At 73.9% G+C, this 23,201-nt stretch carries 20 protein-coding genes, 4 tRNA genes and 1 riboswitch; of the genes, 14 read left to right on the top strand and 10 right to left on the bottom strand.

What is annotated here, in order from left to right; translation table 11 throughout:
* Positions 1–74: 74 nt before the first annotated feature.
* Genes IR170_RS11750 through IR170_RS11740 form a run of 3 tightly spaced genes read right to left on the bottom strand, consistent with a single transcriptional unit; the run spans position 75 to position 2,748 of the window.
* Positions 75–821, bottom strand: a complete 747-nt coding sequence (locus tag IR170_RS11750) for a phosphoadenylyl-sulfate reductase (RefSeq protein WP_056862725.1) — start codon at positions 819–821, stop codon at positions 75–77.
* Positions 818–1,015 (bottom strand): hypothetical protein, encoded by a 198-nt coding sequence (locus IR170_RS11745; protein WP_193664273.1) that lies wholly within the window; start codon positions 1,013–1,015, stop codon positions 818–820. The genes IR170_RS11750 and IR170_RS11745 overlap by 4 nt, the downstream gene beginning before the upstream one ends.
* Positions 1,012–2,748: a nitrite/sulfite reductase gene (locus IR170_RS11740; RefSeq protein ID WP_193664271.1), complete on the bottom strand. Its 1,737-nt coding sequence runs from the start codon at positions 2,746–2,748 to the stop codon at positions 1,012–1,014. The genes IR170_RS11745 and IR170_RS11740 overlap by 4 nt, the downstream gene beginning before the upstream one ends.
* A gap of 440 nt (positions 2,749–3,188) precedes the next feature.
* Between IR170_RS11740 and IR170_RS11735 the strand changes: the two genes are divergently transcribed.
* From IR170_RS11735 to IR170_RS11725, 3 genes are all read left to right on the top strand, one after another.
* Positions 3,189–4,631 (top strand): glycine hydroxymethyltransferase, encoded by a 1,443-nt coding sequence (locus IR170_RS11735; RefSeq protein WP_193664269.1) that lies wholly within the window; start codon positions 3,189–3,191, stop codon positions 4,629–4,631.
* An 86-nt stretch (positions 4,632–4,717) separates the two neighbouring features.
* Positions 4,718–5,194 (top strand): hypothetical protein, encoded by a 477-nt coding sequence (locus IR170_RS11730; protein WP_193664267.1) that lies wholly within the window; start codon positions 4,718–4,720, stop codon positions 5,192–5,194.
* 71 nt (positions 5,195–5,265) lie between these two features.
* Positions 5,266–6,093, top strand: a complete 828-nt coding sequence (locus IR170_RS11725; protein WP_193664265.1) for a hypothetical protein — start codon at positions 5,266–5,268, stop codon at positions 6,091–6,093.
* Positions 6,094–6,109: 16 nt separating this feature from the next.
* On the opposite strand, the gene IR170_RS11720 is transcribed toward IR170_RS11725, so the two are convergent.
* Positions 6,110–6,820 carry a response regulator gene (locus IR170_RS11720; protein ID WP_193664263.1) on the bottom strand — a complete coding sequence of 237 codons (711 nt, stop codon included), beginning with the start codon at positions 6,818–6,820 and terminating at the stop codon, positions 6,110–6,112.
* Positions 6,817–8,532, bottom strand: coding sequence for a sensor histidine kinase (locus tag IR170_RS11715; RefSeq protein ID WP_193664261.1), 1,716 nt, complete (start codon positions 8,530–8,532; stop codon positions 6,817–6,819). Before IR170_RS11715 ends, IR170_RS11720 begins: the two co-directional genes overlap by 4 nt.
* A 175-nt stretch (positions 8,533–8,707) precedes the next feature.
* On the opposite strand from IR170_RS11715, the gene IR170_RS11710 reads away from it, so the two are divergent.
* The 4 genes from IR170_RS11710 to IR170_RS11695 all read left to right on the top strand — a co-directional run bounded on the left by IR170_RS11710 (position 8,708) and on the right by IR170_RS11695 (position 12,943).
* Positions 8,708–10,105: a cation:dicarboxylate symporter family transporter gene (locus tag IR170_RS11710; RefSeq protein ID WP_056862732.1), complete on the top strand. Its 1,398-nt coding sequence runs from the start codon at positions 8,708–8,710 to the stop codon at positions 10,103–10,105.
* A 142-nt stretch (positions 10,106–10,247) separates the two neighbouring features.
* Positions 10,248–11,432 carry a YihY/virulence factor BrkB family protein gene (locus IR170_RS11705; protein ID WP_227489133.1) on the top strand — a complete coding sequence of 395 codons (1,185 nt, stop codon included), beginning with the start codon at positions 10,248–10,250 and terminating at the stop codon, positions 11,430–11,432.
* A 51-nt stretch (positions 11,433–11,483) separates the two neighbouring features.
* The gene (locus IR170_RS11700) at positions 11,484–12,542 is read left to right on the top strand and encodes a potassium channel family protein (RefSeq protein ID WP_056862988.1); all 1,059 of its coding nucleotides are present in this window, start codon (positions 11,484–11,486) and stop codon (positions 12,540–12,542) included.
* A gap of 68 nt (positions 12,543–12,610) precedes the next feature.
* Entirely contained in the window at positions 12,611–12,943 is a 333-nt protein-coding gene (locus tag IR170_RS11695) for a hypothetical protein (protein WP_193664259.1), read from the top strand.
* 391 nt (positions 12,944–13,334) lie between these two features.
* Here IR170_RS11695 and IR170_RS11690 read toward each other — a convergent pair.
* The 3 genes from IR170_RS11690 to IR170_RS11680 form a co-directional block, all read right to left on the bottom strand.
* Positions 13,335–13,409: transfer RNA gene (locus IR170_RS11690), tRNA-Val, on the bottom strand.
* 1 nt (position 13,410) lies between these two features.
* A tRNA-Cys gene (locus IR170_RS11685) sits at positions 13,411–13,481 on the bottom strand.
* Positions 13,482–13,514: 33 nt separating this feature from the next.
* A tRNA-Gly gene (locus IR170_RS11680) sits at positions 13,515–13,587 on the bottom strand.
* Positions 13,588–13,771: 184 nt separating this feature from the next.
* Between IR170_RS11680 and IR170_RS11675 the strand changes: the two genes are divergently transcribed.
* Both IR170_RS11675 and IR170_RS11670 read left to right on the top strand, forming a co-directional pair.
* The gene (locus tag IR170_RS11675; protein WP_193664257.1) at positions 13,772–14,611 is read left to right on the top strand and encodes an aminotransferase class IV; all 840 of its coding nucleotides are present in this window, start codon (positions 13,772–13,774) and stop codon (positions 14,609–14,611) included.
* An 88-nt stretch (positions 14,612–14,699) separates the two neighbouring features.
* Positions 14,700–14,774, top strand: a tRNA-Val gene (locus IR170_RS11670).
* Positions 14,775–15,264: 490 nt separating this feature from the next.
* Here the strand turns inward: IR170_RS11670 and IR170_RS11665 are convergent.
* Positions 15,265–15,579, bottom strand: coding sequence for a DMT family transporter (locus tag IR170_RS11665; RefSeq protein ID WP_193664255.1), 315 nt, complete (start codon positions 15,577–15,579; stop codon positions 15,265–15,267).
* A gap of 11 nt (positions 15,580–15,590) precedes the next feature.
* Positions 15,591–15,653, bottom strand: a riboswitch (guanidine-III (ykkC-III) riboswitch).
* A 4-nt stretch (positions 15,654–15,657) separates the two neighbouring features.
* Between IR170_RS11665 and IR170_RS11660 the strand changes: the two genes are divergently transcribed.
* From IR170_RS11660 to IR170_RS11640, 5 genes are all read left to right on the top strand, one after another.
* Complete coding sequence (locus IR170_RS11660; protein ID WP_319805035.1) at positions 15,658–16,563, top strand: NADPH-dependent F420 reductase; 906 nt, start codon at positions 15,658–15,660, stop codon at positions 16,561–16,563.
* A 204-nt stretch (positions 16,564–16,767) separates the two neighbouring features.
* Positions 16,768–18,762 (top strand): threonine--tRNA ligase, encoded by a 1,995-nt coding sequence (gene thrS / locus IR170_RS11655; RefSeq protein WP_193664253.1) that lies wholly within the window; start codon positions 16,768–16,770, stop codon positions 18,760–18,762.
* A gap of 9 nt (positions 18,763–18,771) precedes the next feature.
* Positions 18,772–19,851 carry a glycoside hydrolase family 25 domain-containing protein gene (locus IR170_RS11650; protein WP_193664251.1) on the top strand — a complete coding sequence of 360 codons (1,080 nt, stop codon included), beginning with the start codon at positions 18,772–18,774 and terminating at the stop codon, positions 19,849–19,851.
* Positions 19,852–20,040: 189 nt separating this feature from the next.
* On the top strand, positions 20,041–21,078 hold the full coding sequence (locus tag IR170_RS11645; protein WP_193664249.1) for an AurF N-oxygenase family protein: 1,038 nt from the start codon (positions 20,041–20,043) through the stop codon (positions 21,076–21,078).
* A 76-nt stretch (positions 21,079–21,154) separates the two neighbouring features.
* A complete protein-coding gene (locus IR170_RS11640) occupies positions 21,155–22,888 on the top strand; it encodes an FAD-dependent oxidoreductase (protein WP_193664247.1) in 1,734 nt (577 codons plus the stop codon).
* Between the two features lie 67 nt (positions 22,889–22,955).
* On the opposite strand, the gene IR170_RS11635 is transcribed toward IR170_RS11640, so the two are convergent.
* Positions 22,956–23,093 (bottom strand): hypothetical protein, encoded by a 138-nt coding sequence (locus IR170_RS11635; RefSeq protein WP_165699018.1) that lies wholly within the window; start codon positions 23,091–23,093, stop codon positions 22,956–22,958.
* Positions 23,094–23,201 lie beyond the last annotated feature (108 nt).

Genomic DNA, 23,201 nt, shown 5'->3' with positions numbered 1-23,201 from the left:
TGGGTGTGGTGCTGGTGTCGTGCGGTGGGTGTGGAGCGGTCCTCGGGTGGTGCGGGTGGTGCCGGGGGCAGCGGTCACATGTGGATGCCGCACTCGGTCTTGTTGGTGCCGGCCCAGCGGCCGCTGCGGGCGTCCTCGCCGGGGGCGACGCGACGGGTGCAGGGGGCGCAGCCGATCGAGGGGTAGCCGTCGTAGACGAGCGGGTTCACGAGGATCCCGTTGTCGGCGATGTAGGTCTCGACCTGCTCGTCGCTCCAGCGGGCGATGGGGGAGACCTTGACCTTGCCCTTCTTGGCGTCCCAGCCGATGACCGGCGCGATGACCCGGTTGCGGGTCTCGGCGCGGCGCAGGCCGGTGGCCCAGGCGTCGTAGCCCGCGAGCGAGCGGGCCAGCGGCTCGACCTTGCGCAGCTTGCAGCACAGGTCGGGGTCGGTCTTGTAGAGGTCCTTGCCGTACTCCGCGTCCTGCTCGGCCACGCTCTGCACGGGGGTGATCGTCAGCAGGTTGACCGGCATCGTCGCCTCGACGGCGTCGCGGGTGCCGATGGTCTCGGCGAAGTGGTAGCCGGTGTCGAGGAAGACCACGTCGATGCCGGGCACGACCTTGGAGGCCAGGTGCGACAGCACGGCGTCGCCCATCGAGGAGGTCACGCAGAAGCGCTCCCCGAAGGTGGCGGCGGCCCACTCGATGATGTCCTCGGCCGGGGCGAGCTCGAGCTCGGCGCCCCAGTGGGACACGAGGTCGCGCAGCTCCTCGGGCGAGCGGCCTGCGGTCTCGATGGCTCGGTTCGCGCGCGCCGTGAGGGTGGTGGCGGCGGTCATGTGGCGGCTCCCTGGGTCGTGGTGCCCGGCCGGATCAGGCCGAGCATCCTCAGGGAGAAGGCGCGCAGGCAGGAGCGGCATTCCCAGCTGCCGTGGGGGGAGCTGATCTGACCGTCCTGCGAGACGACCTCGTGCGGACGCAGGTCCTCGTCACCGCAGTAGGGGCAGTGGAAGGGGATGCCGCGCCCGCTCATGAGGCCGGCTCGAGGGTCTTGTCGCCCTTGAGGAGCTCCTCGTCGGCGCGGGCGACCCACGTCGTGAAGGACTCCTCGGTGCCGGTGCGGTCGGCGAGGTAGTTGACGACCAGGGTGGCGACGTAGTCGCCGAGCCCGGCGCTGGTGACCTTGTGGGCGCGCAGCTTGCGACCGAAGTTGGCCTGCAGCCCGGTGGCGCCGCCGAGGTGGACCTGGAAGCCCTCGACCTGCTGGCCCTCGTGCATCACCAGCTGGCCCTTGAGCCCGATGTCGGCGACCTGGGTGCGGGCGCAGGCGTTGGGGCAGCCGTTGACGTTGACGGTGATGCCGTCGGGCACCAGCGCGTCGAGGTCGGGGAAGCGCTGCTCCAGCTCGGCGATCAGGTCGCGTGCGCGGTCCTTGGTGTCGACGATGGCCAGCTTGCAGAACTCGATGCCGGTGCAGGCCATCGTGTTGCGGCGCCAGCCCGAGGGCCGGCCCGAGAGTCCGAGCTCGTCGAGGTCGTCGAGCAGGGCGTCGACGGCGTCGGCGGGCACGCCGATCAGCACGATCTTCTGGTACGGCGTGAGCCGCGCGCCCTCCACGCCGTGGCGCTCCATCGCGTCGGCCAGGCCGACCAGCAGCGTGCCCGACACCCGGCCGGCGGTCGGCGCGACGCCGACGTACTTGCGCCCGTCGGTCTGGTCGTGCACGCCGATGTGGTCGCGGTGGCCCACCGGTGAGGCCGGGGACTCGCAGGAGACGAGCTGGCGCTTCAGGTACTCGGTCTCGAGGACCTCGCGGAAGCGCTCGACGCCCCAGTCGGCGACGAGGAACTTCAGCCGCGCCCGCGAGCGCAGCCGGCGGTAGCCGTAGTCGCGGAAGATCGAGGCGACGCCCTCCCAGACGTCGGGCACCTCGTCGAGGGGCACCCACACGCCGAGCTTCTGGGCGAGCATCGGGTTGGTCGAGAGCCCGCCGCCGACCCAGACGTCGAAGCCGGGGCCGTGCTCGGGGTGCACCGTGCCGACGAAGGCGATGTCGTTGGTCTCGGGGGAGACGTCGTGGGAGGGGTGGCCGGTCAGGGCGGTCTTGAACTTGCGGGGGAAGTTCGAGAAGGCCGGGTCGCCGATGTAGCGGCGCTTGATCTCCTCCAGCGCCGAGGTGCCGTCGATGATCTCGTCGGCGGCCACGCCGGCGACGGGCGAGCCGAGGAAGGGGCGCGGGGAGTCGCCGCAGGCCTCGAGGGTGCTGAGCCCGGCCTCCTCGAGGCGCTCCCAGATGGTGGGGACGTCCTCGACGCGGATCCAGTGGTACTGGATGTTCTCGCGGTCGGTCACGTCGGCGGTGTCGCGGGCGAAGTCCTGCCCGATCGTGCCGAGCGCCCGCACCGTGGCGGGGGGCAGCAGGGCGCCGTCGGAGCGCACGCGCATCATGAAGAACTCGTCGTCGAGCTCCTCCTCGGCCAGGGTGGCGGTCTTGCCGCCGTCGAAGCCCGGCGCGCGCTGGGTGTAGAGGCCCATCCAGCGGAAGCGGCCGCGCAGGTCGGCGGGGTCGATGGAGGCGAAGCCGCGCTTGGAGTAGACGTTGAGGATGCGCGCCCGCACGTTGAGCGGGTTGTCGTCCTTCTTGGACTGCTCGTTCTTGTTCAGCGGCTCCATGTAGCCGAGGGCCCACTGACCCTCACCGCGCTTGGGGCGCGGACGGGCGGGGCGGGGGGCGGCGGCCTGCTCGGTGGAGAGCTGCTCAGTCATGGGGTGGGGTTCCTCGGGTGCGTGTCTCGGCGGTGAGCGCGCGACTCTTCACGGGTCGGAACCACGTCGTCGGGGTTCGCTGCGACCTCGGAAGACCGGGCGCCCGCGGTCGGTTCGTGCGGGCGGTGCGTCGGGTGTCGCCGGGTGGGCGCGACGCGGGTCAGTGAGGTCGACACATGGAGCTGCGGGTGCGCCCGAGGTCCACGTGGCGTCGGACCACGAGGAAGGCGGACGTGGCAGCGGAGATCATGTCAAGGAGTCTCAGTCCTCGGACCGTCCGCCCACAAGGCGAAATCCCATGATGTGAGATCTGCATCCGCATGGTGAGACGGCCCACCGCGGGACCGCGGCCCGCCACGGGGTCGTGCGTCCCATGTCACACCACCGTGACCTGTTCGCGACCATCCGCGGGGCCGGCCCGGCCGCGTAGGCTGAGGGCCATGTCGTCCACGCCCGACCTCACCAGCAGCGTCTACTCCCAAGCCCTCGAGCTGATCGCCTCGGTGGAGCCCCGCATCGCGGAGGCGACGCGGCAGGAGCTCGCCGACCAGCGCGCCTCGCTCAAGCTCATCGCGAGCGAGAACTACGCCTCGCCCGCCGTGCTGATGACGATGGGCACCTGGTTCAGCGACAAGTACGCCGAGGGCACGGTCGGTCACCGCTTCTACGCCGGCTGCCAGAACGTCGACACCGTCGAGACGCTGGCCGCCGAGCACGCCCGCGAGCTCTTCGGCGCCGAGTACGCCTACGTGCAGCCGCACTCCGGCATCGACGCCAACCTCGTGGCCTTCTGGTCGATCCTGGCCCACCGCGTGGAGTCGCCGGCCCTGGCCGAGCTGGGTGCGCGCAACGTCAACGACCTGACCGACGAGCAGTGGGAGACCCTGCGTCGCCGGCTGGGCGACCAGCGCCTGCTGGGCATGTCGCTCGACGCCGGCGGCCACCTGACCCACGGCTTCCGGCCCAACATCAGCGGCAAGATGTTCCACCAGCAGCAGTACGGCACCGACCCCGAGACCGGCCTGCTCGACTACGACGCGCTCGCCGCCAAGGCGCGCGAGTTCAAGCCGCTCGTGCTGGTCGCGGGCTACTCCGCCTACCCGCGCCGGGTGGACTTCGCCAAGGTCCGCGAGATCGCCGACGAGGTCGGCGCCACCCTCATGGTCGACATGGCCCACTTCGCCGGGCTCGTGGCCGGCAAGGTCTTCACCGGCGACGAGGACCCGGTGCCGCACGCCCACGTCGTCACCAGCACCACCCACAAGTCGCTGCGCGGCCCGCGCGGCGGCATCGTGCTGGCCACCGAGGAGTACGCCCCCTCGGTGGACCGCGGCTGCCCGATGGTGCTCGGCGGCCCGCTCTCGCACGTGATGGCGGCCAAGGCCGTCGCGTTCGCCGAGGCCCGCCAGCCGGCGTTCCGCACCTACGCCCAGCAGGTCGCCGACAACGCCCAGTCGCTCGCCGAGGGCTTCCTGGGCCGCGGCGCCACCCTGGTCACCGGCGGCACCGACAACCACCTCGTGCTGCTCGACGTCTCCTCCTACGGCCTCACCGGCCGCCAGGCCGAGTCGGCGCTGCTCGACGCCGGCGTCGTCACCAACCGCAACTCGGTGCCCGGCGACCCCAACGGCGCCTGGTACACCTCCGGCATCCGCCTGGGCACCCCGGCGCTGACCACCCGCGGCTTCGGTCACGACGAGTTCGACGCCGTCGCGGAGCTCATCACGATGGTCCTGGAGAACACCCAGCCCGGCACGACCAAGGCCGGCGGCCCCTCCAAGGCCTCCTACGTCCTGGCCGACGGCGTCGCCGCCAAGGTCAAGGACGCCTCGGCCGAGCTGCTCGACAAGCACCCGCTCTACCCCGGCCTCGAGCTCTCCTGAGCCCTCCCCCCGCGCCCGACCACGGCCGGCACCCCGCGAGGGGTGCCGGCCGTCGTCGTACGTCGGGACCGTGGCAGCCTGGAGCGGTGACGGAGCCGACCCACCCCGACCAGCCCCACCCCGACCAGCCGGCGCCCACCTACCAGTGGGCGGTGACCAGCGACCCCGACGTGCTGCACGTGCAGCTGCCGCCGGTCGCGGTGGTCGACGGCGACCGGGTGCGCGACGCGCTGCGGGCCCTCTTCACCCGCCGCGGCTTCGCCGCGCTGCGCGACCCCGAGGACCTGCGCGCCCGCGCCGCCAACGGGTGCGTGCTGCGCCTGGTCGACGACCGGAGCGCCGAGCTGGTCGTGACGATCAGCGAGGGCGTCGGCGTCACGCGGGTGCCGGTGCCGCACCACGACCCGGCCTGGTCGGCGCGCGTGCTGGCGGCCGGCGAGGTCACCGTGCTGGTCACCGAGGCCGCGATCGACCCCAGTGGGGCCCTGACCCCGGAGCGCCTCGCCGCCGACGTCGCCGCCGGCGGCGTCAGCCTGGCCCGCGTGCCCGCCGGAGAGCTCTGACGCGACCCCTCCGCGGCGAGCCCGGCCCGGCGCGTGCCACGGCGGGGGCGCCGCGCGTCTGGTGTCCTGCCGTGGACCCCACCTCCCGCGCCGCGACGGACGCCGTCGACGACGACCCGGAGCGCCCGCGCAGCACGCTCCCGGGCCGTGGCCTCGTGCCCGAGCGGTGGCAGGCGTGGCGCGTGCTCCTCGGTGCGGCCTGGGTCGGGGTGCTGGCCACCGTCGTCCTCACCGGCGTGCGCGACACCGGGTGGGCCGACCTGACCCAGGCGGTGCGCGCGGGCGAGGTCGACCGGGTGGAGGTCGTCGGCGGTCTGCCCGAGGGTGCACGCGGCACCGCGACCGTGGAGGTCCTCTGGCGCGACGGGCTCCTGCGCCGCTCGACCGAGGTCGTGGAGCGCCGACCCCTGCGCGCCTCGCCCGACGGCACGCCGCTGGGTCCTCGGGGCTCGGTCGGTCGCGGCCTGCGCGCCGCCGACGGGTCGCCCCCGGTGGTCCCGGACGTCGGCGCGGCACTGACCGCCCTCGACGCCGGCTCCGCCCCCGGGCTGGTCCTGGAGCGCGGCGAGGCGTCGCAGGCGTCGTGGCACACGGAGGTGCGCCTGGCCGGCTTCCGCACCGGGGGCACCCTGGCCGGCGCCGCTCTCGTCTTGCTGGTGCTGACGGTGCTGCTCCTGGTCCGCGGCCCCGAGCCGCGTCGGGCGACCCGGTGGGCGTGGTGGTGGATCCTGCTCACCCTGCCGCCGCTGGGGCTGGCGGCGTACCTGCTGCTGGGCGGCCCGGGCCGGTCGACGACCGGTGGCGAGCCCGCGGGGGCCGGGCGCGACGGGCGGCTCACCGGAGGGTGGGCCTTCCTGCTCACCGTCCTGCTCGGGTCGGCGTCCTCGAGCCTGCTCTGAGGCCGGGGCGGCGTGCTCAGCGCCGCCAGCGGTACTCCAGCTCGGGGCGTCCCCCGCGCCCGTAGCGCGGCTGCCGCTCGGCGAGCTCGGAGTCGGCGAGGTGCTCGAGGTAGCGCCGCACGGTCACGCGGGAGGCCCCGACGGCCTCGGCCACCTCCGAGGCCGACCGGGGGCTCCCGGCGTCGCGCAGCGCCGCGGTCACCTCGCGCAGGGTCTCCGCGCTCATCCCCTTGGGCAGCACGGTCGCGGCGGCGGGGGAGCGCAGGCTGCCCAGCATCCGGTCGACCTCGTCCTGGGCCATCTCCGCCGAGGAGGCCGCGAGCCGGTCGCGGTAGGCGGCGTACTGCTCGAGCTTGGCGCGGAAGGTGGGGAAGGTGAAGGGCTTGAGCAGGTAGAGCACGACGCCCTGGGCCACGGCGTGCCGCACGACCTCGGTGTCACGCGCCGAGGTGACCGCGATGACGTCGCACAGGTGGCCCGAGGCGCGCATGCGCTGCAGCAGGCCCAGCCCGTGGCCGTCGGGCAGGTGCAGGTCGAGCAGCACCAGGTCGACCGGACGGCCCTCGGTGCGCGCCTGCTCCAGCAGCCGGGCGGCGTCGCCGGCCGAGCGCGCGGTGCCGGCCACCGCGAAGCCCGGCACGCGCCCGACGTACGCCGTGTGCGCCTCGGCCGCCCGCGCCTCGTCCTCGACCACCAGCACGCGCACCTCGGCCGCGGGGCCGGTCACGGGGTCGCCTCCGCGGTGTCACGGGCGGAGCCGGTCGGCGGCGGGGCCGTGGAGCCCAGGCCCAGCACGACCTCGAACTCCGCCCCGCCGAGGGGGGAGACGCCCACGGTGACCTCGCCGTGGTGGCGGCGGGCGACCTGGGAGACCAGGGCGAGACCGAGACCGCGGCCGTGCCCGGCGCTCGCCTTGGTCGACCAGCCGCGCTCGAGCACCCGGGCCGCGGAGTCGGGGTCGAGGCCGGGGCCGGAGTCGCCGACGGTGACCCGCAGCCGCCCGCCGTCGGGCTCCCCCCGCCGCCCGCTCAGGTCGGGGCTGGCGTCGGTGCTGGGGTCGGTGCGCAGGTCGACGTGCACCCGGCGCTCGGGGCGCGAGGTCACGGCGTCGAAGGCGTTGTCGACGAGGTTGCCGAGCACCGTGACGAGGTCGCGGGCCGGCACCTCGGAGCCGTCGCGGACCTCGCCGGTGATGACCAGCTCGATGCCGCGCTCGACGGCCTCGGAGGTCTTGCCGAGCAGCAGGGCGGCCACCACCGGGTCGCCGGTGGCGCCCACGACCCGGTCGGCCAGCAGCTGGGCGACCTGGAGCTCCTCGGTGGCGAAGTCGACGGCCTCCTCGGGGCGACCCATCTCGATGAGCGACACCACGGTGTGCAGCCGGTTGGCGGCCTCGTGGTTCTGCGAGCGCAGCGACTCCGTGAGCCCGCGCACGGCGTCGAGCTCGCCGGTGACCGAGCGCAGCTCGGTGTGGTCGCGCAGGGAGACCACCGAGCCGACCTCGTGGCCGTCCCACGACGCAGGGGCCGAGGAGACCACCAGCATGCGGTCGCCGGCGAGGTAGAGGTCGTCGGACTCCGCGGTGCGCCCCAGGGCGGCCGCGACGAGGCCGGGGGCCAGCCCGAGGTCGTGCACCGAGCGCCCCACGACCTCGTCGCGCTCGCGGCGCCCCTCGGCGACCGGCTCGGGCAGGCCGAGCAGCCGACGGGCCTCGTCGTTGACCAGCTGCACCCGCCCGTCGGCGTCGATGAGCAGCAGCCCCTCCCGCACGGCGTGCAGCACCGCGGAGTAGTACTCGTACATCCGGGTGATCTCGCGCTCGCCCAGGCCGTGGGTCTGGCGGCGCAGCCTGCGGCTCACCAGCCACGCGCCGAGCAGGCCCACCGCGAGCACGGCCACGGCGGAGACCGCGATCAGCACGAGGTCGTCGCCCAGGGCCTGGTCGATGGCCTGCACGGTGATGCCGACCGAGACCAGCGCGACCACCGTGCCGGCGTCGTCGAGCACCGGCACCACGGCGCGCATCGAGGGCCCGAGGGTCCCGGTGTACTGCTGGGTGAGGATCCCGCCCTGCGGCGCGTCGCCCAGGTCGCCCACGAAGGGCCGGCCGATGAGCGCGGGGTCGGGGTGGCTGTAGCGGGTCCGGTCCAGGGCCATCACGGTGACGAAGTCGACGTCGGTGTCGCGGCGGACCTCCTCGGCGTAGGGCTGGATGCGCACCGCGGGGTCCTCGGTGCGCAGCGCCGCGACCAGCGCGGGGGAGTCGGCCACGGCGCGGGCCACGCCGACCGCGCGGTCGGTGGCGGCCACCCGGGCGTCGCGCCGGGCGTCGTACGTCGCGAGCGCCAGCGACGCCACCACCAGGACCACGACCACCAGCACCTGGAGCAGCAGCACCTGGCGGGCGACCGACCCGTCCCGCCGCTCCGACCTCCGCACCTGCGCATTGTGCCCCACCGGCGTGCCGCCGCCCGTCCAGCGCCCGTCGGCCGTCGGTGCCCGCGGAGCGGACGTCGGCGTCCGCGAACTCAACGACCACAACGGTGACCACGGTCACAAGCGGTGCGAGCGTGCTCGGGTCGGGCACGGGCCCGGACGAGACACGGAGGAACCCATGAGCAGCAGCACCACCGCGAAGCCGGGCCGCACGGCACCGCGCAACCGCACGCACTACCTCTACATCGCCGTCATCGTGGCGGTCGCCCTCGGCATCCTGGTCGGCATCGTCGCGCCCGACTTCGCCAAGGAGCTCAAGCCGCTCGGCACCGGCTTCGTGGCCCTGATCAAGATGATGATCCAGCCGGTCATCTTCTGCACGATCGTGCTCGGCGTCGGCTCGGTGGCCAGCGCCGCCCGCGTCGGCAAGGTCGGCGGCCTCGCGCTCGGCTACTTCATCACGATGTCGACCTTCGCCCTGGCCATCGGCATGGTCGTCGGCAACATCCTCAAGCCCGGCGACGGCCTCCAGCTCGACGAGTCGGCCGCCTCGGCCGGCCAGGAGCAGGCCGCCGGCGCCCACAGCAGCACCGCCGACTTCCTCGTCGGGATCATCCCCGACTCGATGCTGTCCTCGCTGACCTCCGGCGAGGTGCTCCAGACCCTGCTCGTCGCGCTGCTCATCGGCTTCGCCCTGCAGCGCATGGGCCGCAGCGGCGCCCCGATCCTGCGCGGCATCGAGCACGTGCAGCGCCTGGTCTTCCGGGTGCTGGCCATGATCATGTGGGCCGCCCCCGTGGGCGCCTTCGGGGCCATCGCCGCCGTCGTCGGCGAGACCGGCGTCGGTGCGCTGAAGTCGCTGGCCGTGCTGATGATCGGCTTCTACATCACCTGCGCGCTCTTCGTCTTCCTGGTGCTCGGCACGCTGCTGAAGGTCGCCACCGGCGTCAGCGTGTTCAGCCTCTTCAAGTACCTCGGCCGCGAGTTCCTGCTCATCGTGTCGACCTCCTCCTCCGAGTCGGCCCTGCCGCGCCTGATCGCCAAGATGGAGCACGCCGGCGTCGACAAGCCCACCGTGGGCGTGGTCGTGCCCACCGGCTACTCCTTCAACCTCGACGGCACCGCCATCTACCTCACGATGGCCTCGCTCTTCATCGCCGAGGCCCTCGGCGACCCGCTGTCGATCGGCGAGCAGATCTCGCTGCTGTTCTTCATGATGATCGCCTCCAAGGGCGCCGCCGGCGTCACCGGCGCCGGCATGGCCACCCTGGCCGGTGGCCTGTCCTCGCACCGCCCCGAGCTCGTCGACGGCGTCGGCCTCATCGTCGGCATCGACCGCTTTATGTCGGAGGCCCGCGCGGTCACCAACTTCTCGGGCAACGCGATCGCCACGATCCTCATCGGCCACTGGACCGGCGGCCTCGACCGGCCCCAGCTCGACCGCGTGCTGAGCGGGCAGGACCCCTTCGACGAGACCACGATGATCGACGACCACGGCGACGACGCCCACCTCGACCAGGCCGAGGTGGCCCCCGCCGGGCCCGCCGGCCCGGTGCGCCCCACGCAGTCGGTCTGACCCGCACCTCCGCTCGACCACCGGGCCCCCGTCGCACCCGCGACGGGGGTCCGCTGCGTCGTGGGCCACCCACCGCGACCGCTCCCGCAGCACGCGCTCGGGGTGCCCGGATCGGGGTCCGGCGGGCGATACCGTACCGACCATGGCCACCCCCACCCCCCAGTCCGCCGAGGGGTCGCCGCTCCTCGCGTGGGGGCGGCGCGCGGCCGAGACACTGTGGCGGCTGGTGGTCGCCACCGTGGGCGCCTGCCTGCGCTTCCGGGTGACCGGCCTGGCCGCCGAGGCGGCGTTCTTCGCCGTCGTCTCCGTGCCGCCCCTGGTCTTCGCCCTGGCGGGGGCGATCGGCTACGTCTCCGAGCAGTTCTCCGCCGCCCAGGTGGCCGACGTGCGCGCGGCGATCCTCGAGATCTCCTCGCGCGCGCTGACCGAGGGCGCGGTGCGCGACGTCATCGAGCCCACCATCGACGACGTCCTGGGCGGCGGCCGCTTCGACGTGGTCTCGCTGGGCTTCGTGCTCGCGCTCTGGTCGGGCTCGCGCGCGCTCAACGTCTTCGTCGACACCATCACGATCATGCACGGCCTGGGCGGCCACCGCGGGATCGTCAAGACCCGCGCGCTGTCCTTCGTGCTCTACGTCCTGGCCATGATCACCGGCGTCGTCTCGCTCCCGCTGGTCGTCGCAGGCCCGAGTCTCGTGGGCCGCTGGCTGCCCGAGCGTGCCGAGGTGCTCATGCACTTCTACTGGCCGCTGGTGCTGGTGCTGTGCATCTGCTTCCTGGCCACGCTCTACCACGTGTCGGTGCCCGTGCGGACCAACTGGAGCTTCAACCTGCCCGGTGCCGTCTTCTCCCTCGTGGCCTGGATCGCGGGGTCCTACGCCCTGCGCTGGGTGCTCACCGTCACCGCGTCGGACTCCCGCTCGATCTACGGCCCGCTCGCCGCACCGATCGCGGTGCTGCTGTGGCTCTACCTCGTCGCCATCGCGGTGCTCATCGGGGCCGCGGTCAACGCCGCCTTCGACACCGTCTTCCCCCAGTCGACCACCTCCCGGGCCCGCACCGAGTTGGTCGCCCGCCTGCGCCAGCGGCTGACCCGCGAGCGCGCCGACGACGAGCCGGACGCACCCCCCGCCACCGAGCCGGCCAGCAGTCCTGCCGTCGGTCCGGCGCCACCCGCAGCGTCACCCGCGGCACGACCCCCGGCAGCGTCCCCGGCTCCGCCGGGGGGCCACGAGCCGCCTCCCACCCAGCCACTGCGTGCGCTGCGGCGCGGGTCGGCGGTCCCCGAACCGGGGCGGGTCGGCGGCGGCGCGGGCCGGGTCGACTAGATTCGGCGCGTGCCCGACGTACCCGAGCCCACCGCGGGCGGCAAGCGCGGGATGATCTCGCTGCCCGACCGCCAGCGCAGCCCGCTGTGGGAGCTGGGGCGGCGCCTGCTGCTGGCCACCGCGATCCTGGTCGGCACGGTGCTGCTGGTCTACTTCGACCGCGAGGGCTACCGCGACGGCAACGACCCCGGGTCGAACTACGCCGTCGACTTCAAGGACGCGATCTACTACACGACCGTCACCCTCAGCACGACCGGCTACGGCGACATCGCGCCGGTCTCGGAGACCGCGCGCATGGTCAACGCGTTCGTCATCACCCCGGCCCGCATCGCCTTCCTGGTGCTGCTGATCGGCACCACCCTCGAGGTCCTCGCCTCGCAGGGCCGCGAGCTGTTCCGGGTCTCCCGGTGGAGGAAGCGCATGCTCAAGCACGTCGTCGTCATCGGTTACGGCACGAAGGGCCGCAGCGCGGTCGACACGCTGATCAACAACGGCCTCGACCGCGAGAGCGTGGTGGTGGTCGACCCCAGCCCCGCGGCGCTCCAGGACGCCCACGCCGACGGGCTCGCAGTCGTCACCGGGGACGCCACGCGTCGTGAGGTGCTGCGCCGCGCCGGCTGCGCCACCGCCGAGCAGGTCATCATCACCACCGACCGCGACGACTCCAACGTGCTGGCCACCCTCACCGTGCGCCAGCTCAACCCCGACGCGTGGATCGTCGCGGCCGTGCGCGAGCAGGAGAACGCGCCGCTGATGAAGCAGTCGGGCGCCGACTCCGTCATCACCTCCTCCGACGCCGTGGGCCGCCTGCTGGGCCTGTCGTCGATGTCGCCGACGCTGGGCTCGGTGATGGAGGACCTGCTGACCTACGGCGACGGCCTCGAGGTCGCCGAGCGCGACCTGCTGGTCAACGAGGTCGGCAAGCAGCCGCAGTCGCTGCCCGACCAGGTCATCGCCGTGGTGCGCGACGAGAAGGTCTACCGCTACTTCGACCCGGTGGTGACCCGGCTGGCCCGTGGCGACCGCCTCGTCGTCGTGCGACCGGCCAAGGAGCTGCCGTGGGCGCCGCGCCCCGGCACCCACAACGAGGAGTTCGCCACCGAGGACTGACCCGCTCCCGGCCACCCGACCCCTCCTGTGTGTCGAACAGGTGTTCGACCGTGTGGGACAATGGGGCGGTGAGCAGAGGAGCGCGGCAACGGCGGGGCGACGCGCCCCCGGGGCGCCCCGGACGACGCCCGCCCGGGTCCTCCGGCGGCCCGACCCAGCCCTCGCTGGGCGTCTCGGCGCTGCACGGCACGGCCGGGGGAGTGGAGGACTGCCCCGTGCGCCACTGCTGGGTCTCCGGTGCCGTCGACGTCGACGGTGTGACCCGGCCCGGGATGCTCGTGGAGTGGCGGCGCGGCGCGGGCGGCTGGGAGGGGCTCGTCGTACGCCCCGAGCGCCGGGCGCCCGGGGTGTGGGTGCTGGTGCAGCAGTGGGTGCCGGCGCGCCTGCTCAGCCCCCGCTGAGGCCGCCTTGCCCTCCCGTGCCGTGTCGGGCCTCCCGCGTGGCCCGTCGCCGTCTGCCAGGGTGCAGTGCGCCCGCGCCTCCCGAGCCGTCGTCCTGGCCGACAACCGGTGGGCGCTGCTCGGCCTCGTGCTGCCCCTGGCCGGCGGGCTGCTCCTGCTCGGCGGGGTGCGCCAGCGGGGGCTGCGGGCCCCGGGCCTGCTGCTGGCCTCGTCGGTGCGTTTCTGCCGTTCTGGCTCGACGTTGTCACCCCATGAGACCGGCGCTCGCACGTCGCGCACCGGTCCGTGGCTGTTCGAAGCCGACTCCGGGTGGACCGCGTCGCGCTCGTGCGGGAAAGCAGAAGGCCCCGCCTCCCTGGGAGGGAGCGGGGCCAGACCTGCGGTGTAGCTGTGGTGGGCGATACTGGGTTTGAACCAGTGACCTCTTCCGTGTCAAGGAAGCGCGCTACCGCTGCGCCAATCGCCCGAGGTGGAGACGGGATTTGAACCCGTGTAGACGGATTTGCAGTCCGTTGCCTCGCCTCTCGGCCACTCCACCGTTGGAGGTCAAACCAAGAGAGAGACCTCTCCGAGCGGACAACGAGACTCGAACTCGCGACCTCAACCTTGGCAAGGTTGCGCTCTACCAACTGAGCTATGTCCGCTTGCTTCCGACGTTCCCGTCGGCGTGCGGTGAAACAGTAACCCAACGCCTGAGGCGTGCCAAATCCGGGTGTCGGGCGTGTTGCGGGGGCATGTCCGGCGGTCGTCACGGGGCCCTGGGAGCCTCCGCCGGCCCCCCCGGCGGCCCGTGTCGCGGGGTGCCCGCGCCCTCCTAGAGTGGCGGCCATGCGCGCCTGGATCGACGGTCACCTCCTGCCCGACCCCACCGCCCCCGCCGTCGGGGTCACCGACCACGGCCTCACCGTGGGTGACGGCGTCTTCGAGGCGGTCAAGGTCGTGGAGGGGCGTCCGTTCGCGCTGACGCGCCACCTCGAGCGCCTGCGCACGAGCGCCGCCGGCCTCGGGCTGCCGAAGGTCGACCTCGACCTGGTGCGCCGGGGCGTCGCGGCGGTCCTGGCCGAGGAGCACCTCGCGCTGGGTCGCCTGCGCATCACCGTCACCGGGGGACCGGCCCCGCTGGGCTCGGGTCGCGGCGACGCGGCGCCCACCGTCGTCGTCGTGGCGGCGCCGATGCCGCCGGCGGCCGCGCAGGTGGCCGTGGCGACCGTGCCGTGGCCGCGCAACGAGCGCGGCGCACTGGCCGGGCTGAAGACCACGTCGTACGCCGAGAACGTGGTGGCCCTCGCCGAGGCGCACCGGCGCGGCGCCGACGAGGCCGTGGTGGCCAACCTGGCCGGCCACCTGTGCGAGGGCACCGGCTCCAACGTCTTTTACGTCGTCGACGGCGAGCTGCGCACCCCCACGCTGGGCAGCGGTTGTCTCGCCGGGGTCACGCGGGCGCTGGTGCTGGAGTGGTTCGGCGGCCGGGAGGTGGACGAGCCGATCGACGTCGTGCGCGGGGCCAGCGAGGTGTTCCTGGTGTCGACCACCCGCGACGTGCAGCCGGTCGTGCGCTGGGACGACGTCGACCTTCCCGCCCCGGGGCCGGTGACCCGCGCGGCGCAGGCGGCCTGGAGCGAGCGCGAGACGAGCATGCTCGAGGAGGCCCGCACGCCGGGCGACTGAGCCGGCGCGACGCCCGCGGGGCGGACCCGGACGGGCCCCGATGTGTGGGTCGGCGCGGGATGGGTTATCGTTTCCGCCGCATCACCGCGGGCGATTGGCGCAGTGGTAGCGCGCTTCGTTCACACCGAAGAGGTCACTGGTTCGAACCCAGTATCGCCCACCAGATCACGCACGAGGCCGGTCCCCACGGGGCCGGCCTCGCGGCGTTCCTGGGCCGCTCGGTCAGGGCCGTCCGGCGCCGCGTGGGCCGGAGCGGCGAGGTGTGTCCCGCCGCTCCGGCCGCTGGTGAGTCCCCCCGGTCACCGGCACGGGTCCAACGAGGCGCCGCGCAAGCGGTTACGCCCCGGTCGCCTCCTCGGTGCGTGCGTCCTGTCGACGCCGCGATGTGGTCCGAGAGGGGGAGGACGTCCGTGCCGGCGGGCGTCCGGGCGCCGACGACCCGCCCTCCGACGAGACCCCCGCCCTGCGTCGCGGCCCCGACGGCGTGCCGGCCCGCCGAGCGACGGGCGGCGTCCGGGTCGTCCGGCGGCGGTCCCATCAGCCCCACGCGTCACACCGGTCGGCCCGGACCCGCACTTGTCGCCCCGCGCGTGGGCCGACAGGTGCGGGTTTCGCCAGCCGGCTGGCGAAACCCGCGGGGCCGGCCACCGACCTCAGTGGGTGAGCTTGAGACCGGCGACGCAGGCGACGATGCCGAGCAGGAGCAGCACCCGCACGACGGAGACCGGCTCGGCGCCGGTGGCCATGGCCCAGCCGGCGGTGGTGGCGGCGCCGATGCCGACCCACACGGCGTAGGCGGTGCCGACGGGCAGCTCGCGCAGGGCCCAGGAGAGGCCGGCCATGCTGGCGGCGGCGGCCACGAGGAAGACTGCCGCGGGCCCGAGGCGGGTGAACCCCTCGCTGCGGTCGAGGGCGGTGGCCCACACGGCCTCCAGGACACCGGAGACGACGAGGACGATCCAGGACATGGTGAGCTCCTTGGGCATCGTCTTGTCGCTGGCCGGGTACGACGCGCCTCGTCCGGGTGCCGGTCTGGCGCGGCCATCGTGGCACGCCCGCGTCGCTGGCCCGAGGCGGTCCGCCCCGCGCCCGCCACGCCCCTGCCCACTGGCCCGCCCACTGATCCCGCCCACGCGTCCGCCCACGCGTTCCCCCACGCGCCGCCCACGCGTCCGCCCACGCGCCGGCACGGCGTCGGCACGGCACCGGCGTGGCGACGGCCACGGAATCAGCGCCGGCCGGGCGGGGTTGGAGCCAGCATGACCACCATCGGACTCATCGGAGCAGGCAACATCGGCAGCACCGTCGCGCGACTCGCGGTGCGTGCCGGACACGACGTCGTCGTCAGCAACAGCCGCGGGCCGGAGACGCTCTCCGACCTCGTGGCCGAGCTGGGCGAGCACGCCCGCGCGGCGACCGCGACCGAGGCGGCGGAGGCCGGCGACGTCGTCGTCGTGACCATCCCGCTGAAGAACTACCGCGAGGTGCCGGTCGAGCCGCTGCGCGGCAAGGTCGTCATCGACACCAACAACTACTACCCCGAGCGCGACGGTCACATCGCCGAGCTCGACGACGAGTCGACCACGACCGCCGAGATGCTCCAGGCCCACCTGCCGGAGTCGCAGGTCGTGAAGACCTTCAACAACATCTACTTCGAGCACCTGCTGCGCCTCGCGCGCCCCTCGGGCGACCCCGAGCGCAGCGTGCTGGCCATCGCCGGCGACGACGCCGCGGCCAAGCGGACGGTGACCGAGGTGCTCGACAGCCTCGGCTACGATGCCCACGACGCCGGCCCGCTCAGCGAGGGGTGGCGCTTCCAGCGCGACACCGCGGCCTACGCCGACCTCTACGCCGGCGAGCGCGGCTTCGACCCCGAGGGCGGTCGCCGCGTCGACGAGGCGTTCCTCGTCCAGCAGCTCGACGCGGCGAAGCGCTACCGCGACATGGCCTGACCCTCCCGCACCACCCGCACCACCCGCCACGCCCCGACGCCGGCCGGTGCGCGGGTGGAGGCGGCGTACGACGAGCGCGGCCCGCACGGCCCCGGACAAACCCGGGAGCCGTGCGGGCCGCGCTGTCGCTACCCTTGACCCGGCTCGTCCGAGCCGCCCGCCGGCCCGTGGCCGGTGGCGCCGCCCCACCGTCAGGAGACCCCCGTGCCCGACCTCAAGATCGCCCTCGTCCACGCCGGTGAGCGTGAGGTGCGGGAGGTCACTGCGGGCACCAAGGCCTGGGAGCTGTTCACCGACGACACCTCGGTCATCGCCGCCCGGGTCGGGGGCGAGCTCAAGGACCTCTCCCACCCGCTGAGCGAGGGCGACGAGGTCGAGGGCGTGGCCATCGACTCCGCCGACGGCCGCGACATCCTGCGCCACTCCACCGCGCACGTGATGGCCCAGGCCGTGCAGCAGCTCTTCCCCGAGGCCAAGCTCGGCATCGGCCCGCCGGTCACCGACGGCTTCTACTACGACTTCGACGTCGAGACCCCCTTCGTGCCCGAGGACCTCGCCAAGATCGAGACCGCGATGCGCAAGATCGTCAAGGAGGGCCAGCGCTTCGACCGCCGCGTCACCACCGACGCCGACGCGATCAGCGAGCTGGCCGAGGAGCCCTACAAGATCGAGCTGATCGGCCTCAAGGGCTCCGGTCGCAGCGACGACGCCGCCGAGGGCGCCAGCGTCGAGGTCGGCGCCGGCGAGCTGACGATCTACGACAACGTGCGCCGCAACGGCGACGTGGCGTGGTCGGACCTGTGCCGCGGCCCGCACCTGCCGACCACCAAGCGCATCCCGGCCTTCAAGCTGATGCGCTCGGCGGCCGCCTACTGGCGCGGCGACGAGAAGAACAAGCAGCTCCAGCGCATCTACGGCACCGCGTGGGAGACCAAGGAGGCCCTCGAGGAGCACCTGCACCGCCTCGAGGAGGCCGAGCGCCGCGACCACCGCAAGCTCGGCCGCGAGCTCGACCTGTTCTCCTTCCCTGACGAGATCGGCTCGGGCCTGCCCGTCTTCCACCCGCGCGGCGGCGTGATCAAGCGCGAGATGGAGGACTACGTCCGCCTGCGCCACATCGAGGAGGGCTTCGAGTACGTCGGCACCCCCCACATCGCCAAGGAGGGGCTCTTCCACACCTCGGGCCACCTGCCCTACTACGGCGAGGGCATGTTCCCCGCGCTCGACGTCGACGGCATGGACTACCGCCTCAAGGCGATGAACTGCCCGATGCACAACCTGATCTTCGACGCCCGCCAGCGCTCCTACCGCGAGCTGCCGCTGCGGCTCTTCGAGTTCGGCTCGGTCTACCGCCACGAGAAGTCCGGCGTCGTGCACGGCCTGACCCGCGTGCGCGGCTTCGCCCAGGACGACTCCCACTCCTACTGCACCCCCGAGCAGGCGCCGGGCGAGGTCAAGCACCTGCTCGACTTCATGCTCAGCGTGCTGCGCGACTTCGGCCTCGACGACTTCTACCTCGAGCTGTCGACGCGCGACGACTCCAAGCCCGACAAGTTCGTCGGCTCCGACGAGGACTGGGCCGCGGCCACCGCCGTGCTCGAGCAGGTCGCCACCGAGTCGGGCCTCGAGCTCGTGCCCGACCCGGGCGGCGCCGCGTTCTACGGCCCCAAGGTCTCGGTGCAGGCCAAGGACGCCATCGGCCGCACCTGGCAGATGGGCACGGTGCAGTACGACTTCAACCAGCCCTCGCCCGACCGCTTCAACCTCACCTACGTCGCCCCCGACGGCTCGCGCCAGCAGCCGGTGATGATCCACTCCGCGAAGTTCGGCTCGATCGAGCGCTTCCTCGGCGTGCTCGTCGAGCACTACGCCGGCGCCTTCCCCCCGTGGCTGGCCCCCATGCAGGTGCAGGCCATCCCGATCGCGGAGCGCCACGCCGACTACCTGCACGACGTGGCCCGCCGCATGCGCACCCAGGGCCTGCGCGTCGAGGTCGACGACTCCGACGACCGGATGCAGAAGAAGATCCGCAACGCCCAGCTGCAGAAGGTGCCGTTCATGATGATCGCCGGCGACGACGACCTCGCCGCGGGCGCCGTCTCCTTCCGCTACCGCGACGGCCGCCAGGACAACGGCGTGCCGCTCGAGGAGGCGATCGCGCGCGTCGCGGCCGCCGTGGAGTCGCGCGAGCAGGTCTGAGGCCGGGTCGTGGGCCGGGTCGTGGGCCGGGTCGTGGGGGAGCGGGCCGCCCGGGGCCGGCGTACGTCGGGCCGCACGGGCGCCCGGTCGGCCGCGGCGCTGGCCGCGCTCCTGGCGCTGAGCGCCTGCGCGGGCGGGCCCGGCGGCTCGGGCGGCGACGTCGCGCCGCGCGAGCAGGCCGAGCAGCGTGTGGCCGCGGGCGAGCCGCCGCTGGTGGAGCCACCGCGCTCGGCCTCGCCGGTGGACTCCGGCGCCAGCGGCGGCCGTGGCGACCCCGACGCGCCCGACCCGCAGGACCTCGAGGACCTCGCGGCGCTCGCCGAGGGTGAGGCCCGTGCGCAGGAGCGCAGCGTCCCGGCCTTCGACGGGCCGGTGCTCGGCGGCGACATCAGCTGGCCGCAGTGCCCCCGGGGCCTCGGCATCCCCGAGAAGCGCACGCTGGGGCTGCCCCCGCCGCTGCCGGAGGCGCGCTACGTCGTGATCGGGCTGACCAACGGCCCCGGCTTCGTGGCCAACCCCTGCCTGGCCGACCAGGTGGCCGAGTCGCGCGAGCGCGACCTGCTGGTCTCGGCCTACGCCGTGTCGTCCTTCCCCAGCGCCGCCGAGCAGGAGACCCACGGCGCCGACGGCCCCTACCCGGCCGGCTCGCGGCTGGGGCGGCTGGCCAACACCGGCTACCAGCAGGCGCGCTACAACGTCGCGTCGATGCGCGCGGCCGGCCTGGAGACCCCGGTGGTCTGGATCGACGTCGAGCCGGTGCCCGACTTCGCGTGGAGCAGCGACCCCACCGCCAACGCCGCGGTGGTGCAGGGCGTCGCCCGGGGCTACACCGACGCGGGCTACCGGATCGGGGTGTACTCCACCCCGCTGCTGTGGGAGCAGGTCGTCGGCCCCCTGGAGCTCGGCCTGCCCGAGTGGCGCGCCGCCGGCCAGACCTCGCGCGCCGAGGCCGCCTCCCGCTGCGGGGACGACTGGGTCATCCAGGGCGGTGAGGCGGTGATGGGCCAGTGGGTGGAGGCCTCCCGCGACCAGAACGTCACCTGCGGCGACGTGCACCTCGACCTGGGTCGCTGGTTCCACCGCTACTGACGCGCCGGCGCCCGGCGGGACGGCGTGGCGCCCTCACCCCTCCGGTGGTTACCGACGGGTAAGTGCGACGTGGTGTCGCGCTCACCATTTACACCGACACGGTGTCGCACTAACGTCCGTGGGACTGCAGCACGAGCCCCGCAGCAGCGGGGCTCCGGCCACGACGACGACGCCACGACGAGGTGCGAGATGACCGCGACCCCCACGCTCCACGACACCGCCGCCCCCGCCCGTGCGACGGCCTCCGCCGACGACGCGGCGGCGCGCGCCGAGCGCACGCAGGCCTACGAGCACCGGCTCCGCACGCTCTCCGAGGCCTCGGTGCACCAGCACTTCGACGCCTTCCTCGACATCGCCTGGGACGACCCCGACCACGCCATCCGTCTCGACGACCCGCGCTGGGTCCTGCCCAGCGTCGACGTGCTCGGTGGCACCGACTGGTACCGCTCGCTGCCGCTGGAGGAGCAGATCCGCGTCGGCATCTACCGCCAGGCCAACATCTGCAAGGTCGGCCTGCAGTTCGAGCAGATCCTCATCAGCGGCCTGATGAACTTCGCCTTCAACCTCCCGAACCGCTCGGCGGAGTTCCGCTACTCCACCCACGAGGCGACCGAGGAGTGCCACCACACCCAGATGTTCCAGGAGTTCGTCAACCGCTCGGGCCAGGACGTCCCCGGCGGGCGCCTGCTCTTCCGGATGGCCGGCCCCTTCCTGCCGCTGGCCGCGCGCTGGGTGCCGTTCGGCTTCTTCTACGGCGTGCTCGCCGGCGAGGAGCCGATCGACCACGTGCAGAAGTCGGTGCTGCGCGCGGGCGACGACATGCACCCGCTGCTGCAGCGGATCATGCAGATCCACGTCGCCGAGGAGGCCCGCCACATCGGCTTCGCCCACCAGTACCTCGAGCACCAGGCGCCCAAGCTCACCCGCCGCCAGCGCGCGGTGCTCTCGGTGCTGGTGCCGGTCGTGATGCGGGTGCTGTGCGACGAGATCCTCGTGCCCAGTCGCCGGATGCAGCGCGACCTCGGCATCCCGCGCCAGGTGGTCAAGGACCTCTACTGGCGCGAGCCGGAGTCGCGGAAGTTCCTGCGCGACCTCTTCGGCGACGTGCGCATGCTCGCCGAGGAGACCGGGATGATGAACCGCGCCTCGCGAATGGTCTGGCGCTGGATGGGGATCGACGGCCGCCCCAGCCGCTTCCGCAGCGAGGTCGCCTCGGCCGCGGCCTGAGCCGCTCCCGAGCCGCCTCGAGCCCTGCCACAGCCCGGCCGACCCCGGCCGGCACCCGAGCGAGCGGACCCCTCCCGTGCCCTACGTCGTCACCCAGTCGTGCTGCAGCGACGCCTCGTGCGTCGTGGCCTGCCCGGTCAACTGCATCCACCCCGCCCCGGGCGAGCCCGGCTTCGCGACGGCCGAGATGCTCTACGTCGACGCCGACTCCTGCGTCGACTGCGGGGCGTGCGCGACGGCCTGCCCCGTCGACGCGATCAAGCCGCACACCAGGCTGAGCGAGGCGGAGCTGCCGTTCCTCGACATCAACGCCGCCTACTTCGACGTCTTCCCCCACGCCGACCGCACGCCCCTGGCGGTGGTGGCCGCGCAGCGTCGGATGAAGCGGCCGCGGCCGGTGCACGTGGCCGTGGTCGGCGCGGGGCCCGCGGGGCTGTACGTCGCCGACGAGCTGCTGCGCCACCCGGAGACACGCGTCGACGTGCTCGACCGGCTGCCCACGCCCTACGGCCTCGTGCGCGCCGGCGTCGCGCCCGACCACCCGCACACCAAGCGGGCCACCACCCTCTTCGCCGCCATCGAGGCCGAGCCCGGTTTCCGGTACCTGCTGGGCGTGGGGGTCGGTGAGGGCCCGGGGGCCGCGGTCACCCACGCCGAGCTGGTGGCGCACTACGACGCCGTCGTCTACGCCGTCGGCGCGGCCAGCGACAAGGCGCTCGGCGTGCCGGGTGAGGACCTGCCCGGATCGCTGTCGGCCACCGACCTCGTCGGCTGGTACAACGGCCACCCCGACAAGCAGGACCTCGCGGTCGACCTCGGTCACGAGCGCGCGGTGGTGGTGGGCAACGGCAACGTCGCCCTCGACGTCGCCCGGGTGCTGACCGCCGATCCCGACGAGCTGGCCGGCACCGACCTGGCCCGGGTGCCGTGGGCGGTGCTCGCCGGCAGCGGGGTCCGCGAGGTGGTCGTGCTCGGGCGCCGCGGCCCCGACCAGGCGGCCTTCACCCTGCCCGAGCTGGTCGGCCTGGCCGCGCTGCGCGGCGTCAACGTCGTGGTCGACACCCAGGGGGCGGCGCTGAGCGAGGGCGAGGCCCCAGGCGTCGAGGGCGACCTGCGGCGTCAGGTGCTCGCCGAGCTCGCCTCCCGCACCCCCGACCCGGCGCTGCGCACGATCGTGCTGCGCTTCCTCACCTCGCCGACGCGGCTGCTCGCCGGACCCGACGGGCGGGTGGGCGGGATCGAGCTGGTGCGCAACGAGCTGGTCGCCGACGCCGCCGGGGTGCCGCGCGCGCGGTCGACCGGCGAGACCGAGGTGCTGCCCGTCGGGCTGGTGCTGCGCTCGGTGGGCTACCACGGCGAGCCCGTCGACGGCCTACCCCACGACGCCGCCACCGGCACCGTGCCGCACACCGCCGGACGGGTGGTCCCCGGCGTCTACGTCGCCGGCTGGGTCAAGCGCGGCCCCAGCGGCTTCATCGGCACCAACAAGGCCGACGCCCAGGAGACGGTGTCCACCCTGCTCGACGACCTCGACGCCGGCCTCGTCGCGGGGCCCGAGGCGTCCGTCGGGGGGCCGCGGTCGCACCGGGGCGACCTGGCCCGGGTGCTGCGGGAGCGAGGCGTCGCGGTGGTCGACCTCGCCGGGTGGCGCGCGATCGACGCCGAGGAGCGCCGCCGCGGTGCCGCTGCGGGGCGCCCCCGGACCAAGGTCGTCGACGTCGCGGAGATGCACCGGATCGCGGCGCAGACGGCGGACGCCCGGCCGCGCCGGCGGACCCTGCTCGGCGTACGGACCGCGGGCAGGGCCTGAGCGCGCGATCCCACCCGAGCCCCGGCCGAGCCCGGGCGCGCGGTCGGCGCTGCGACCAGCGCTGGGCTCAGCGCTTGCGGTCGGTGAGCTTCTCCACCCCGCTCGTCGCGGCGTCGGCCGCCTTGTCGCGCTTGGCTCCGCGCTTCTCCTTGAGGGACTTCCCGGACTTCTTCGACAGGGCTTGGCGCGGGGACTTGTCGCTCATGGCGGTTCCTCTGGTGGAGGGCCTGGATGGCCCCGTGCGATCGACAGTACGCCGGTGCCACGGGTTAGGGTTGTCAGCACAGCGACAGCGACGCGCCGACGGGCGCAC

Origin of the sequence: Nocardioides kribbensis, from assembly GCF_015070375.1 — a bacterium.
Lineage (GTDB): Bacteria > Actinomycetota > Actinomycetes > Propionibacteriales > Nocardioidaceae > Nocardioides > Nocardioides kribbensis.
Note: the sequence above shows the minus strand (reverse complement) of the source record. Positions and strands in the feature narration are given on the sequence as shown.

What these genes read in the sequence shown, in the direction of transcription:
- IR170_RS11700 (WP_056862988.1), top strand. Translation starts at nt 11,484, where the DNA reads ATGATCTCGCTGCCCGACCGCCAGCGCAGCCCGCTGTGGGAGCTGGGG.
- IR170_RS11665 (WP_193664255.1), bottom strand. Translation starts at nt 15,579, where the DNA reads ATGTCCTGGATCGTCCTCGTCGTCTCCGGTGTCCTGGAGGCCGTGTGG.
- IR170_RS11675 (WP_193664257.1), top strand. Translation starts at nt 13,772, where the DNA reads ATGCGCGCCTGGATCGACGGTCACCTCCTGCCCGACCCCACCGCCCCC.
- IR170_RS11735 (WP_193664269.1), top strand. Translation starts at nt 3,189, where the DNA reads ATGTCGTCCACGCCCGACCTCACCAGCAGCGTCTACTCCCAAGCCCTC.
- IR170_RS11705 (WP_227489133.1), top strand. Translation starts at nt 10,248, where the DNA reads ATGGCCACCCCCACCCCCCAGTCCGCCGAGGGGTCGCCGCTCCTCGCG.
- IR170_RS11645 (WP_193664249.1), top strand. Translation starts at nt 20,041, where the DNA reads ATGACCGCGACCCCCACGCTCCACGACACCGCCGCCCCCGCCCGTGCG.
- IR170_RS11750 (WP_056862725.1), bottom strand. Translation starts at nt 821, where the DNA reads ATGACCGCCGCCACCACCCTCACGGCGCGCGCGAACCGAGCCATCGAG.
- IR170_RS11740 (WP_193664271.1), bottom strand. Translation starts at nt 2,748, where the DNA reads ATGACTGAGCAGCTCTCCACCGAGCAGGCCGCCGCCCCCCGCCCCGCC.
- IR170_RS11745 (WP_193664273.1), bottom strand. Translation starts at nt 1,015, where the DNA reads ATGAGCGGGCGCGGCATCCCCTTCCACTGCCCCTACTGCGGTGACGAG.
- IR170_RS11635 (WP_165699018.1), bottom strand. Translation starts at nt 23,093, where the DNA reads ATGAGCGACAAGTCCCCGCGCCAAGCCCTGTCGAAGAAGTCCGGGAAG.
- IR170_RS11710 (WP_056862732.1), top strand. Translation starts at nt 8,708, where the DNA reads ATGAGCAGCAGCACCACCGCGAAGCCGGGCCGCACGGCACCGCGCAAC.